This window comes from Paraburkholderia sp. PGU19, assembly GCF_013426915.1.
Classification (GTDB): Bacteria; Pseudomonadota; Gammaproteobacteria; order Burkholderiales; family Burkholderiaceae; genus Paraburkholderia.
This window is the reverse complement of record NZ_AP023183.1, coordinates 156,136-171,148: the sequence shown is the minus strand read 5'-3', so window position 1 is coordinate 171,148 and position 15,013 is coordinate 156,136. Positions and strand designations below refer to the sequence as shown.

Genomic DNA, 15,013 nt, shown 5'->3' with positions numbered 1-15,013 from the left:
CCCTACTCCGCTCCTTTCAGCTCGATCAGCAGGTCTTTCGCCGCGACCCGCTCACCCGGCTTCACGTGCACGGCCGCGATCTCGCAATCGCGCTCCGCCGCGATGTGCGTTTCCATCTTCATCGCCTCGAGCGCGATCAGCGTCGTGCCGGCCGTCACGCGCTGCCCTGGCTGAACGGCCACCGTTACCACCGAGCCCGGCATCGGCGCGGCCACATGCAGCGGATTGGTCGGATCGGCACGCTGCAGACCATAACGTTCCTTGCCCGCCTGCACGACGCTCTTCGGCTCGACCAGGGCAGAACGCGACTGACCGTTCAGCTCGAACAGCACCTTCACGATGCCGTCCTGCGCATCGGCATGCTGTCCCTGCAGCGACACGAGCAGCGTCTTGCCCGGCTCGATGTCGATCGCCACTTCCTCCTGCGGATGCAGCCCGTACAGGAACGCCGGCGTCGGCACGACCGACGTGTCGCTGTACGCGCGAACGTGCGCGTAGTAGTCGATCGTCTGCTTCGGATACATCAGGTACGACGCCAGTTGCCGGTCGTCGAGCGGTTGCTCGCACGCGGCCTCGGCCTGCGTGCGTACCGCATCGAGATCGACCGGCGGAATCTGGTCGCCCGGGCGATACGGTGCCGGCGGTTCGCTCTTGAGCACCTTGCGCGACAGGTCCGCCGGGAAGCCATCGGGCGGGAAGCCCAGCTCGCCCTTGAACAGCGACACGACCGACTCGGGGAACGCGATGTCCTTGTCCGGATTGCGCACGTCGTCCACGCCGAGATCGTTCGCGACCATCATCAGCGCCATGTCGCCGACGACTTTCGACGTCGGCGTGACCTTGACGATGTCGCCGAACAGCCGGTTCACGTCTGCATACGCACGCGATACCTCGGTCCAGCGATGATCAATGCCGAGCGAGCGCGCCTGCTCGCGCAGGTTCGTGTACTGGCCGCCAGGCATCTCGTGACGGTAGACATCGGCCGTGCCCGCACGGATCTCGGATTCGAACGGTGCGTAGTAGCGGCGCACGCCTTCCCAGTACATCGATGCTTCGTGAAGGCGGTCCGTATCAAGCCCGGGTTCGCGTTCGCTGCCGGCCAGCGCCGCCGCGATGCTCGACAGATTCGGCTGCGACGTGAGTCCGCTCATCGCATCAAGCGCGCCGTCCACTGCGTCGCAGCCCGCGCCGACCGCCGCGAGCACCGACGCCGCGGCAATGCCGCTCGTGTCGTGCGTATGGAAATGCACGGGAAGCCCGGTTTCCTCCTTGAGTGCCTTCACGAGCGTCCCGACGGCCTGCGGCTTGCAGATGCCGGCCATGTCCTTGATGCCGAGCACGTGTACGCCGGCCTGCTGCAGCTCGCGTGCAATGCCGACGTAATACCTGAGGTCGTACTTTGAACGCGACGTGTCGAACAGGTCGCCGGTGTAGCAGATCGCGCCTTCGCACAGCATCCCGCTCTCGCCAACCGCATCGATCGCCACGCGCATGTTGCGCACCCAGTTCAGCGAGTCGAATACGCGGAACACATCGACGCCAGCACTTGCCGCCTGCTGCACGAAGAAGCGTACGACGTTGTCCGCGTAGTTCGTATAGCCGACCGCGTTCGAGCCGCGCAGTAGCATCTGGAACAGGATGTTCGGCACGCGTTCGCGCAGAAGCGCGAGCCGCTCCCACGGGTCTTCCTTGAGAAAGCGCAGCGCGACGTCGAACGTCGCCCCACCCCAGCACTCGAGCGAGAACAGCTGCGACAGCGCGCGCGCGTAGAACGGAGCGATCGGTAACATGTCGGCCGTTCGCATGCGCGTCGCGAAAAGCGACTGGTGAGCGTCGCGCATCGTCGTATCGGTCAGCAGTACCTGTTTCTGGTCGAGCATCCAGCTCGCGAACTTCTCGGGGCCGAGCTCGCGCAACCGATCGCGCGTGCCGGCCGGAATCGCCACGGCCGTGTCGACTTTCGGCAGCACGGGTTTCGACAACGGCAGCGTTGGCAGCGTGCGGCCGTTCATCTCGGTGTTGCCGTTCACGTTCAGCTCGCCGAGATAGCGCAGCAGCTTCGTCGCGCGATCGCCGCGCTTCGCGAACTCGAGGAGTTCCGGCGTCCTGTCGATGAATCGCGTCGTGACGTTGCCCGCGATGAAGGTCGGATGGTTGATCACGTTCTCGAGGAACTGCAGGTTCGACGTGACACCGCGGATCCGGAACTCGCGCAGCGCGCGATCCATCCGGTGAATCGATTCGGCCGCCGTCGGTGCCCAGGTCGTCACCTTCACGAGCAGCGAGTCGTAGTACGGCGTGATCACCGCGCCACCATAGGCGGTGCCGGCATCGAGGCGCACGCCGAAGCCCGCCGCGCTGCGGTACGCGGTCAGCCGCCCGTAGTCGGGCAGGAAGTCGTTCTCCGGATCCTCGGTGGTGATCCGGCATTGCAGCGCGTGGCCGTTCAGCGGAATCGCATGCTGTTCTGGCACGCCGGCGGCCCGCGCGACGAGCGCGCCATCGCCGTCCGTTGTGTCCTCCGCGAGGCCGATTTGGCCGCCTTCCGTGATGCGAATCTGCGCCTTGACGATGTCGATCCCAGTGATCATCTCGGTCACTGTGTGCTCGACCTGGATGCGCGGGTTCACCTCGATGAAGTAGAACTGGCCGGTGTCGGCATCCATCAGGAATTCGACCGTGCCCGCATGTGTATAGCGGACCGCGCGCATCAGGCGCAGTGCCGATTCGCAAAGCGCGTGACGGCCGTCGTGATCGAGATACGGCGCGGGTGCGCGTTCGACCACCTTCTGGTTGCGCCGCTGCACCGTGCAGTCGCGCTCGTACAAATGCACGACCGTGCCGTGCAGATCGCCGAGCACCTGCACCTCGACGTGCCGTGCATTGCACACGAGCTTCTCGACATACACCTCGTCGTTCCCGAACGCGGCCAGCGCCTCGCGGCGTGCCGCGGCCAGCGATGCCTCCAGGTCGCGCTCACTCTCGAGCACGCGCATCCCGCGCCCGCCGCCGCCCCAGCTCGCCTTCAGCATCAGCGGATAGCCGACTTCTGCGGCCAGCGCCCGGCACGTGTCGAGATCGTCCGGCAGCGGTGCGGTCGCGGGCATCACGGGCACGCCGGCCGCGATCGCCGCATTGCGCGCAGCCACCTTGTTGCCGAGCGTGCGCATTACTTCCGGCGACGGGCCAATCCAGCGGATACCCGCATTGATCACAGCCCGCGCGAAATCCGGGTTTTCGGACAGGAAGCCGTAGCCGGGGTGAATCGCGTCGACTTTCGCCTGCCGCGCGACGCGCAGGATGTCATCGATGTCGAGATACGCGGCGAGCGGCTTCTTGCCTTCGCCGATCAGGTAGCTCTCATCCGCCTTGAAGCGATGCAGTGCGAGGCGGTCTTCCTTCGAATACACCGCCACCGTACGCATGTTCAGTTCGGCGGCGGCACGCATCACGCGGATCGAGATTTCCGAGCGGTTCGCGATCAGGATGGACTGGATGGGGGTAGGGGTCACGGCGGCCATGAATCGTAGGTGTTGGATGAAACCTGTCGATGCGATCTGTCGGACGCCAGCTTCGCTTGCTGGCCGGCACCTGAAACGCGTCGTCGTTCGCGGGCACTTCGTGTCCGCCTGCGGCTATCAGCATTCTCACTATGCCGACCGCGTGCCGCTATCGCGATCGCGACGACAAGCAGCGTTCAACCGACTTGCCGATGCCGGAATGTGAGTCTGACTGGTCGGTCGTCGACAGGGATTGAAGTGCGATTGCAAACGTGAGGGAGTTAGTCTTGGATATCGAAAAGTAGCGCGTGATCCATCCAGTCATACGAAACACTCGCTCCGGCTCACGGCCAGCTTGGTCGGTTGCGCCGAGCCCAATCAGGCGCACACCCCGTGGCGGGCCGTGAAGCGCGCTGCCACCCTCCTTCATGTGCGCGATCCTCTCTCGCATCTGCCGAATAGAGTGCCACATCGCGGGCATTCACCGGCAACCGAAAATTGTCACTGTTCGTGAGGTTACGCACGTCAAGATCAAATGGTATCCGGCGAAGCTCGACGAAATGCGGTACCTATTGCTTGTATGACCTTCGTTCGTAACTCGGAGCATGTCCGAACTGTGCACGAAACGCCTTGCTGAAATGACACGGTGAATTGAACCCGCAGTCTGACGTGATCTGCGCGATAGTGGTATCGGTCGTCCGCAGGAGGTCGCGCGCGCGTTTCAGGCGAAGCGTCAGATAGTAGTGGGTCGGAGAATCGTCGAGGTACGTTTTGAACATGCGCTGCAAATGTCGCTGAGACAATCCGACTAGTCTTGACAGCTCCTCAAGAGTGAGCGGCTCAACGACGTTAGCTTCCATGAGTCGTACGGCCTCTATTAGCTCTGCACGCGAAAACCCGACTCGCGAATCGACGGGGATTGGTTGGGGGTGGGTTGAGCTGCGAATCCGTTCGAGGATGAACTGCTCCGACACCTGAGTGGCCATTTTTTGTCCGAATCGTGCGCCGACAAGATTCAGCATCAGGTCAAGCGGCGCGGTGCCGCCCGTGCAGGTCAGACGGTCACGGTCGACGACGAACAGCTCATCTGCGAAATCCACATCCGGAAACTCGGCGTGCAGCGCCGACAGGTTTTCCCAGTGCACAGCGCAGCGGTAACCATCAAGCAGTCCGCTCGTCATCAGCGCATATGCGCCGGTGCAGATGCCACCGAGCATCAGGCCCCGCTCGGCGAGCGCCGCGAGCGTGTTTCGAACGTTGTCGTCGACCGCGTCGCGTATGCGGATCCCACCGCAGACGATCATGATGTCCGGAAGATGCTCTGAATCCAGAGCGCTAGTTTGTCGTACCGCGATTCCGTTGCTCGCATGAACCGGTGCACCGTCAAGTGAAAAGATCGACCATCGATAGTGGTTGGCTTGTCCGACATAATTCGCCATGCGCAGAACTTCGATTGCGCTTGAGAACGCTATCATCGAAAAGTTCGGCAAGACCAAAAAGCCGAAATGGGCGAGCGACGCATCCGTGGATGCGCAGGCGACTGGTTCAGTTACAACGGACATCACATCGCTTCCTTGATCAGCAGCAATGGGATGCCGGCACGCCCAAGGCGATGGCGCGAGCCGGCAGGCGGCCGAAAACTATCATCACTTGAGTCGAACTTTCCATCGATTAATCAGACCTTGGCCGATGCCGCCCTAACGCGGCTTAATTGCTTGAGGCCCGAGAACAGCGGCACTCTCGCGGTGCCCGGCGCGCGGCCGAAGCTTTCGGTGATGCGGTCGAGAATGATCGCCAGCAACACCACCGAAAGGCCGCTTTCGAAGCCGAGGCCGATGTCGAGGCGTTGGATACTTGCTAGCACATCGTTGCCGAGGCCGCCTGCACCGACCATCGACGCGATGATCACCATCGACAGCGCCATCATGATCGTCTGGTTCACGCCCTGCATGATCGACGGCAGTGCATTCGGGAACTGCACCTTGTACAGCAGCTGCCACGGCGTGCAGCCGAATGCCTGGCCGGCTTCGACGATCTCACGGTTCACGTGGCGGATACCGAGGCTCGTCAGGCGCACGGCCGGCGGCATCGCGAAGATCACCGTCGACAGGATCCCCGGCACGCGACCGAGACCGAACAGCATCGCGGCCGGGATAAGGTAGACGAATGCGGGCATCGTCTGCATCAGGTCGAGGATCGGGCGCACGATCGCGGCGACCCACTTGCTCTTCGCGGCCCAGATGCCGAGCGGAATGCCGAGCACGAGGCTGACGATCGTCGACGACAGCGTGAGGCCGAGTGTGATGACCGTCTGATCCCAGAAACCGGTCGCGAAGATCAGCAGCAGCGACAACGTGGTGAACAGCGCGAAGCGCCAGCCCACGCGCCATAACCCGATGCCGATGAAGAACGCCATCATCAGCCACATCGGCACGGCCTGCAGCCCGTGTTCGACGAGTGCGGCAAGGCCTTCTATCGCACGGCCAATCGCATCGAATGTCGCCGCGTCATGGTCGAGCAGGTAGTGAACGGACTGGTCGACCCAGGTGCCAAGCGGAATCATTTCAGGCATGGGAACCTCGCGAGCGCGTGATGGCCTTCAGGATAAGTGCGCGGTCAATAGAGCCGCAGTAGCAGCCGTCGTCGTCGACGACCGGCAGCGCGTTCGGGCTGGCAACCACGCGGGCGACGACGTGATCGAGCGTCGCAGTGCGGCCGATGCTATCGATCGGGCGCACGGTAGGCGATGCACGGCCAAATGCGTCGCGTGTAATGATCCCGCGGATTTTGCGTCGAGCGTCCAGCACGAACGCATATTCGGCGCTCCCTTTGAGCATCGCCGTTGCATTGGCGACGTCGGCTTCGGACAAGATCGGCACGGCATTCTTCTGCAAGAGATCACCGGCCGTCAGATAGCGACTTGTGTCGACGCCATTGAAGAACGCGCGGACATAGTCGTCTGCCGGGTTCGCGATGATGTCCTGCGGCGTGCCGACCTGAACGAGGCGACCGCCCTCCATGATTGCGATGCGGTTGCCGATCCGCAGCGCTTCTTCCAGATCGTGCGACACAAACATAATTGTGCGGCGATGCTCCTTCTGCAACTGCAACAGAACATCCTGCATTTCCTTACGCTTCAGTGGATCGAGCGCTGAGAACGCCTCATCCATGATCATCAGCGACGGGTTCACGGCCAGCGCGCGGGCGAGGCCGACGCGCTGCTGCATGCCACCCGACAGCTCGGACGGCAGCTTGTGCGCGAACGGCGCGAGGCCGACCTGCTCCAGCACCTCCATCGCACGGCGTTCGCGCTCCTTCTTGCCGAAGCCCGCGACTTCCAGGCCGAACGCGGCATTCGACACCACGGTACGATGCGGCATCAGCGCGAACGACTGGAACACCATGCTCATGTCCTTGCGGCGCAGCGCGATCAGCGCCGAGCGGCGTGCCGACGCGACGTCGAGCCCGTCGATCATCACCTTGCCGGCGCTCGGATCGACCAGCCGGTTCACGAGGCGGATCAATGTGGATTTGCCGGAGCCGGACAAGCCCATCAGCACGAATATTTCACCTTCTTGCACGTCGAACGACACGTTGTGCACGCCGACGACCTGACCGGTGCGCTTGAGCACTTCATCCTTTGTGGCACCGGCGGCAAGCATGCCGAGCGCCTGTCGCGGATTGCTTCCGAACACTTTGCACAAACCTTCGACTGCGACCTTTGGAGCATGCATCGAAACGTTCTCCTCTTCTAGCTGAAATTCGCGCGCGGCGAACTGTTACCTCCATAATTGCCAAAAAGAACAATGCCCTATCGATGTATTGCGACCGACGCTTGGACTATTGCGACATGGCATTCGACAAGGAACGAATGCGCCTGATCCGCGATCAACCGAAGGCGCGACTATCTCAAGTTTGACGATCGGAATATTGCGGGATAGATCTGAACCTTTCGAAGCAACGCACGATCAAGCAATGTGGCACCGGATGAACGTCAAGCGCTGGGTTTCGTCGCCCGCACCAAGGCAAGGGGCCCAGTCGGCTTGCGCCAAATGGGCCCCTTGCTATTGCTTGACGTTCACGAACGAAGATCGATGATCTGCTCCGCACCGTACTCAGAAAGACATCGTTTACACCATAGTGCTTTGGAGTTACTGTGAGCCTTCAGTCCACGAATTCACGCGGTCCGCATGTGCGGCAATCCACGCGTCGGCAGCCGCTTCCGGCTTCGAGCCGTTCTGGATCGCGAGCATCACGCTGTCGATTTCGCCCGGCTTCCACTGGAATTTCTTCAGGAACGCGACGACCGGCTTGGCCTTCGTTTCGAGCTGCGGGTTCACGACGTTGTCAACGTGCTCGGCGCCGCCGAACACCTTCTTCGGATCCTCGAGGAAGCGCAGCTTCCATTTCGCAAACATCCAGTGCGGCGCCCAGCCGGTCACGATCACCGGCTTGTTCGCACTGACCGAGCGCGACAGCTCGGCTGTCATCGCACTACCCGAGCTCGGCATCAGCGTGTAGTTCAGACCGTAGCTCTTGATTGCTTCGTCGGTCTTGCGCATCACGCCCGCGCCCGCGTCGATGCCGACGATGCGGCCACCGAAGGCACTCTTCTCCGCGTTCAGGTCGTCGATGCTCTTCGCTTTCACGTCGGCGGGAACGATCAGGCCGATCTTTGCATCGTTGAAATTCGGGCCGAGATCGACGACCTTCGTCTTGTACTCGTCCCAGTACGAGCCGTGCGTGACTGGCAGCCATGCCGACAGGGTCGCGTCGAGGTCGCCGCGCGCCACACCCTGCCACATGATCCCGGCCGCAACCGGCACGAGCTGGACCTGATATCCGAGCTTCTTTTCGATCACGCGAGCCGCAACATTCGACGTCGCGACACTGTCGTCCCAGCCTTCGACGTAGCCGATCTTCAGCGTCGGTTTCGAATCGGCAAACGCCGACGCACTCACCGCCACCATCGCCGACAGTGCACCGGTCCACAACAGTTTCCCGAACAGCTTCATCATCGATCTCCTTGAAATGCGCTCACCGCGCGTTGTCTCTCTAGGTTCTTCAGCCACAAATCCGCGGTACCGTTGGTTTCCGACAGACGCTTGCCCGGGAACGACGCCCCCCGGCAGCCGATGGCTTGTTTCGACTACTTGTCGATCACAAGATCCGACAGCGGTTTACTGCAGCACAGCAGCACCATCCCCTGGTCGATCTCGCGCTGGCGAATGCCGCCGTTGTGCTTCATTTCAACCTGCCCCGACACGAGCTTCACCTTGCAGGTACCGCACATGCCCTGCGTGCACGAGGCAGGCAGCCGCACGCCGGACTGACGCGCCGCGTCGAGCACGTGCTGCTCTGAGCCGCACGAAATCTCGCGGTTGCTCTTCGCGAAGCTGACCGTGTACTGCTTCGTCTCGATGTCGGCGCCGTCGGCTGCCGGCACGAGTTCGGCGAGCACGTCGTCGCTCGCGGTCTGCGCGAGCGTCTCGAACGAGAAGCTTTCCTCATGATATTGCTTGCGATCGAAACCGGCTTCGTCGAGCAGGTCGCGCACGGCCTTCATGTACGGCGCGGGGCCGCACGTGAAGATCTCGCGCTCCATGAAGTCCGGTGCGATCAACTTCAGCAGCGGCAGTGTCAGGAAACCGGTGACGCCCGGCCAGTTGGTGCGCGCACCGATGCGCTCGACGACGAACAACGTGCGGAAGTTCGTAAGATTCGACGCGATCATGTCGAGCTCGCGCGCGAAGATAATGTCGTCCGGCGTGCGCGCGCTGTGCACGAACAGGATGTCGCGATCCTCGGCGAGATCATGGTGCGCGCGGCTCATCGACATCAGCGGCGTGATGCCCGAACCGGCCGACAGGAACAGGTACTTGCGCGCCGGATGCCGTGCGCACGTGAATTCGCCGGCCGGGCCGAGCACGTGAACCGACGCCCCCGGCTGCAGGTTGTCGTGCAACCAGTTCGACACCTTGCCGCCCGGCACGCGCTTGACCGTGATCGAGATTGTGTGCGGCCGCGCGGGCGACGACGAGACCGTGTAGCACCGATTGATCGTCTCGCCCTCGATGTCGAGCTCGAGCGTGATGAACTGCCCGGGCTCGAACGAAAACGCACGGCCTTGCGGCGAACGGAAGAAAAAACTCTTCACGTCTTGGGTTTCCTGCCGCACGTGACAGCACATCAGCGTTTCTTCGAAGTCGCTCGTCCACCGCTCGGGAAGCGTGCTCCAGAATGCCGGGTGGGTGACCCGGCTAGCCGCCGGCTCGAAGCTAGCTGGTTCTCGCAACATCATTTCCGCCCCCAACTTCTACGCTTCTTTCGGCGCACCGATCTTCTCGGCGAGCCGGCCAATGTACCAGGCCGAAAATTTTTCGACGAGGCCTTCCGTGAACGGCGAATACGGGCCTGGCTCGTACGCGCTGCTGGTCGCTCCGCGCTGCGAAAATTCGACGAGCGCGCGATCCTGGGCGTTGGTCGCGTTCCACACTGCCGTGAGGTTCTTCACGTCGTAGTCGACGCCTTCCTGCGCGTCCTTGTGCACGAGCCACTTCGTGCGCACCAGCGTCTTGCCGGCCGACAGCGGAATCACCGAGAACGTCACGATGTGATCGCTCATGAAGTGGTGCCATGAGTTCGGCTGCGTCCAGAACGACAGCCCGCCGAGATCCGCCTGGTTGAACTGGCCGAGCAGCTTCTTCGATGCGACCTTTGCATCGAGCGTCTGCGATTCGCCGCTGCGATCGAGCGGCAGGCGCTGCGTGCGGAAGCCCGTCACGTCGAGCAGCTTCTCGATTTCCGCGGACGGCAGACCCATCTCGGTCCATTCCTTGCCGCGTAGCACGCAGGATTCTGCGAACGCGTCCATGCCTTCGGCGTTCGCGTCGGAGCGCTGGTAGCCGAAGCCGTATTCGTACAGGGAGATCGTCAGCTCCGGATGGTTCGCGACGCAGTGATAGCACTCGCGGTTGTTCTCCATCGTGAGCTTCCAGTTGCCTTCCTCGATAATGTCGATCTGTGCGGCGATCTTCGTGCTCGGCAGATCGTGCGGCAGCAAGTACGGCTCCATCTCGGCGCGCAGCTGCACGAAATCGACGGGCGGCTCCTCGGCGAGGCAGATGAAGATCAGGCCCGCGAGGTTCTGCACGTGCACCGACTTCAGGCTATGCTTGCAGCGGTCGAATTTCTCGCCCATATGCTCGGCAAACATCAGCTGGCCCGTCAGGTTGTAGGTCCAGCTGTGGTATGGGCACACGATGTTGCCGACCGAGCCCTTGTCTTCATTGCACAGGCGCGCGCCGCGGTGACGGCACACGTTGTGGAACGCGCGAATTTCCATGTCGTCGTCGCGCACGATCAGGATCGAGTCGCTGCCCAGTTCCACGGTCACGTAGTCGCCCGGCTCGGAAATGTCCGGTTCGACCGCTACCTGGATCCAGTGCTGACGGAAAATCGCCTCCATGTCGAGGTCGAAGATTTCCTCGCTTGTATAGAACGGCGCGTCCAGGCTGTGCCCTTCCTCGCGTTGTTCGATCAGTGCACGAATGTCTGCCGATACTTTCATTGTTTGCTCCGGATTCCTTCCTAGTGTGGTTGCCGACAGGCATCAACGTCAGTAGTCAATGAGCTGATGCTCGCGCAAATACGCGAGGATCACTTGCGCTTTTTCGACTGAACCTCCTTCATTTACGACGTTGCCGCCGCGGCTCTCGGTCGTCGTCGCGGACAGCATCCGGGCATGCCCAGAGCGCTTCTCGGCGGCGACCAGCTTTACGGGTTTGCGCTCGATCGGGCCAACGCGCCACGTCGCCGCCTCGACATCCACGCCCGGAGACACCCGCACCGGCCGGACCGTGCCTGCCTTCAGCCGCGCAAACGCGTAGCGCGGCTCGGCATTGGCGAGCGGATGGACCGCGACGACGGCCGGCAGCACCGCGTCGACGCGACGCCGCAGTCCTTTCGGCAAGAATTGCCGCACCGCCGCGCGGCCGCCGTCGACCATCACGTCGACGGCCGAGCCGATGAGCGGATAGCCGAGCGTCGCGGCGACGCGATACGGCAGCATCCCGGTGTCGTACGCGCCCTCGGCGCGCGTGCCGGTCAGCACGAGGTCGTAGCCCTCGACGCGCGCCGCGAGCGCGTTCACGGCATCGTCACCGTCGCGGCAGGCCAGCACTTCGACTTCCCGAGCGCCGAACGCGAGATATTCGGCTAGCGCCGGCGTAGTCGGGTCGCCCGCGTGGATCACATCGAGCTGCGCGTGATGACGCTCGGCCAGCGAGCGGCACAGCTCGAGCGCGGCCGCGTCGTTGCGGCTGTAGCGCGCAGTGCCGCTGACCGGGTGGCTGCCCACGGACACAAGTACCGCAACGCGTTTCAATAGTCGGGGGCGCTCATGCTGCAACTCCTTCGAGTTTGGCTGCGTTGCGAGAACTGGACGTTTGTCCACGCGCGGCCTCTACCTGTTCGATCAGCGCAGCGATCGTCGCCTGCGCGTCGCCCACCACCGTCAGATTCGCGCGCTTCGCGATCGGCGCGCTGCCGTCGAGGTTCACGGCAATCACGTGGCGGCAGTCCTTGATCCCCTGCAAATGCTGCACCGCGCCCGAGATGCCGAACGCGATGTACACGCTCGCCTCGACCGTCTTGCCTGTCGCACCCACCTGCTTGTCGCGCGTGAAGTGGCCGTTGTCGACCGCGACGCGGCTCGCGCCGATCGCCGCGCCGAACGCTCCGGCCAGCCGCTCGAACGCACCGATGTCGGACACGCCGTTGCCGGCCGACACGATGAAGTCGGCCTCTTCCAGCGCGACCTGCGCCGCGTTGATTTCCTCCAGGCCGAGATCGCGGTACAACTGCGCCGCGTCACCTGCCGGACGGATGAGTTCGGCGGACAGGCGTTCGCCCACGCCGGCCAGGCATTCACCCGCGCCGACGAACGGCAGCTTCGCCTCGACCGAGTTCTGCGCGAGCAGGATCACGTCGGGCAGCACGCGTGTCGCGAATGCGCGTCCGGCCTGCGCATACGCGCCCACATGCTTCCCGTCGATCTCGACCACGTGGGTCGCGACGCTCGCACCGGCGGCCGCCGCGTAACGCCGACCGAGATCGCCGTCGCCGGTCGCGTTGTCAGGCACGAACACGTGCTTCGGCGCGAGCGCCGCGGCACAGGCTTGCAACGCTTGCAATTCGCGTTCGGGCGCAAACGCACGACGGTCGAAGCCGGCTAGCTCGATCAGCTTGTCGACGCCAAGTTCTGCGACGTCGTCCTTCAGTTCGCCGAATGCCAGCAGCACGACTAGCGTCTGCCCGTCGGCGAGCAGCGCGGCGGCGGCGATCGTCTGTCGCGCATGATCGTCGAGCGCGCTACGCTCCGCATGCGCCACCACCAGCATCACGTGCTTCGGGTCCTGCACCGCGCGGCGCGGCTTCGCAGCCGCGGTGCCATGGCCCTGCGCGGACCACTGCGCGGCGCTTGCATCGGCGCTGCCTTCCTCGCCGAGCGTGATGCGCTTCAGGCCCGCGGGCGTGATGATGAACGGACGGCGCGGATCGATTCGTTTGATCGTGTTCATCGCATCACTCCAGCGAAGCCGCAACGAGTTCGGCCACGTCAAGCACGTCGGGGCGAGGGCCCACGACGCCTTCGAGCATCGCCGTACAGTTCGGGCAACCGACCGCGACCACGTCCGCGCCGATGGCGCGTGCGTCGGCGATACGGATGTCGGGAATACGCTGCTTGCCCGGGATGTCGGTCAGCGGCGCACCGCCCCCACCGCCGCAGCAGCGACCGCGCATGCCGTTGCGCTCCATCTCGACGACCTGGATGCCGATCGTCTTCAGCAGCTTGCGCGGCGATTCCGTCTCGCCGTTGTAGCGGCCGAGGTAGCACGGATCGTGATACGTAATGCGCTTCTCGCGCAGCGCTTCGACGGCCTTTGGCGTGAACTTGCCGTTGTCGGCCAGTTCCGCGAGATAGGTCGTGTGATGCTTGACCGTCATGCGCAACCCGAGCGCGCGGTACTCGTTGCGCAGGCTGTGCATCACGTGCGGGTCGGCTGTCACGATCTGCTTGTACGACAGCGAGCCGAGCGTGCCGATCAAGCGCTTCGCCATCTGCTGGAACGTCGCTTCGTCGCCGAGGCGGCGTGCGACGTCGCCGGTGTCGGTCTCGGTCCCGCCAAGCACCGCATAGTCGACGCCAGCCTTGTTCAGCACCTTGATGAAGGCGCGCAGCGAGCGCTGGTAGCGCATGTCGAACGCGCCTTCACCCGCGACGATCAGCACGTCGACCGGCTTGCCAGGTTGCGCGACCGGCGCGTTCAGGTCGACCGACCAATCGTAGCGCGCAGCTGTGTCGTAACCGCCCATCGTGCCAGTCTCGCGCAGGTTCGCGAGCACTTCCTGGCCCTTGCCCGGCACCGTGCCGTGCACCAGCGTGCGGTTGCGGCGCATGTCGACGATCGCGTCGACGTGCTCGATCAGCATCGGGCACTCCTGCACGCAGGCGCGGCAGGTGGTGCACGACCATAGCGTCTGCTCCTCGATCAGGCCGGACACGATCGGGCCATTCGGCTCGCCTCGATGCTGACCGACCGCGAGGCCCGGCGTCGGGCTGCCGGCGTACGCGGCATCGGTGCCGCCCGCCATCCCGACGACGAGATCCTGGATCAGCTTCTTCGGGTTCAGCGGCTGGCCCGATGCGAACGCGGGGCACGCAGCTTCGCACTTGCCGCACTGCACGCAGGCGTCGAAACTCAGAAGCTGGTTCCAACGGAATTCGACCGGCTTCGCGACGCCGTACTCCTGATGCTCGATATCCGGCAGCTTCAGCGCAGTTGGCGGCGTTGCCGTGCCGTTGCCCGTGAACGAGTCGCGGGTGGCCGCGAAACGCTCCTGGCGCGGATGGAACGCGAGGTGCAGCAGGCCGGCAATCGCGTGCTTCATCGGGCCGCCCTTCGCGGCGCCGACGGTCATCGTGAATGCGCCTGCACCGATCAACAGCGCGCAGAGCACCGCGAACGCACCGGACATCGCACCAGCCGGCACGACCATGAACAGCACGAGGCCGAGCGCGAACGAGCCGAGCAGCCAGGGCAGCGCGTTCCACGGGCCACGCGACAGCCGGGCCGGCACGTCCTTCGCCGCGCGGCGGCGCCAGACGAACACCACACCTACGAGCATCGCGAGTGCCGTGAGGAAGATCAGCTTGTCGAGCCACGGCGAGTAGATCGCAAGGCCATAGTTGACGAACACCAGCGCGAGCGCGGCGATCGCGCCGCCGGCGGTCGCGACGTGGGTCTTCGCGATGTACGGATCGCGGGCAACTACGTGGTGCAGGTCGACAAAGTAGCGCTTCGGGATCGCGAACAGGTTCGCGACGCCGAACGAGCCGGGCGCGGTGGCGCGCCCGAGACGCCAGTATGACGAGCGCTTCGCGACCGCGAACGCGAGCCCCGCCACCGACAGCCACAGCAGTGCGGTAATGAGGAGGGACGGGTTCATCT

9 protein-coding genes and 1 pseudogene are annotated in these 15,013 nt (G+C 63.8%); all 10 read right to left on the bottom strand.

Annotated features, from left to right (window positions below):
• Nucleotides 1-2: 2 nt before the first annotated feature.
• On the bottom strand, nt 3-3,521 hold the full coding sequence (locus tag H1204_RS47785) for a pyruvate carboxylase (protein WP_180736792.1): 3,519 nt from the start codon (nt 3,519-3,521) through the stop codon (nt 3-5).
• 548 nt (nt 3,522-4,069) lie between these two features.
• A complete protein-coding gene (locus H1204_RS47780; RefSeq protein WP_180736791.1) occupies nt 4,070-5,062 on the bottom strand; it encodes a GlxA family transcriptional regulator in 993 nt (330 codons plus the stop codon).
• Between the two features lie 113 nt (nt 5,063-5,175).
• Nucleotides 5,176-6,072 (bottom strand): choline ABC transporter permease subunit, encoded by an 897-nt coding sequence (gene choW, locus H1204_RS47775; RefSeq protein ID WP_180736790.1) that lies wholly within the window; start codon nt 6,070-6,072, stop codon nt 5,176-5,178.
• Nucleotides 6,065-7,243, bottom strand: a pseudogene (locus tag H1204_RS47770) (glycine betaine/L-proline ABC transporter ATP-binding protein); the annotation flags it as partial. The gene choW and the pseudogene H1204_RS47770, both read right to left, overlap by 8 nt.
• A 408-nt stretch (nt 7,244-7,651) precedes the next feature.
• Nucleotides 7,652-8,515, bottom strand: a complete 864-nt coding sequence (locus tag H1204_RS47765) for a glycine betaine ABC transporter substrate-binding protein (RefSeq protein WP_180736961.1) — start codon at nt 8,513-8,515, stop codon at nt 7,652-7,654.
• A gap of 134 nt (nt 8,516-8,649) precedes the next feature.
• Entirely contained in the window at nt 8,650-9,798 is a 1,149-nt protein-coding gene (locus H1204_RS47760) for a hybrid-cluster NAD(P)-dependent oxidoreductase (protein WP_180736960.1), read from the bottom strand.
• A gap of 18 nt (nt 9,799-9,816) precedes the next feature.
• The gene (locus tag H1204_RS47755; protein WP_180736789.1) at nt 9,817-11,070 is read right to left on the bottom strand and encodes an aromatic ring-hydroxylating dioxygenase subunit alpha; all 1,254 of its coding nucleotides are present in this window, start codon (nt 11,068-11,070) and stop codon (nt 9,817-9,819) included.
• Nucleotides 11,071-11,118: 48 nt separating this feature from the next.
• Nucleotides 11,119-11,910 (bottom strand): electron transfer flavoprotein subunit beta/FixA family protein, encoded by a 792-nt coding sequence (locus H1204_RS47750; RefSeq protein ID WP_180736959.1) that lies wholly within the window; start codon nt 11,908-11,910, stop codon nt 11,119-11,121.
• Nucleotides 11,900-13,081 carry an electron transfer flavoprotein subunit alpha/FixB family protein gene (locus tag H1204_RS47745; RefSeq protein WP_180736788.1) on the bottom strand — a complete coding sequence of 394 codons (1,182 nt, stop codon included), beginning with the start codon at nt 13,079-13,081 and terminating at the stop codon, nt 11,900-11,902. The genes H1204_RS47750 and H1204_RS47745 overlap by 11 nt, the downstream gene beginning before the upstream one ends.
• 4 nt (nt 13,082-13,085) lie before the next feature.
• On the bottom strand, nt 13,086-15,011 hold the full coding sequence (locus H1204_RS47740; RefSeq protein WP_180736787.1) for a (Fe-S)-binding protein: 1,926 nt from the start codon (nt 15,009-15,011) through the stop codon (nt 13,086-13,088).
• Nucleotides 15,012-15,013 lie beyond the last annotated feature (2 nt).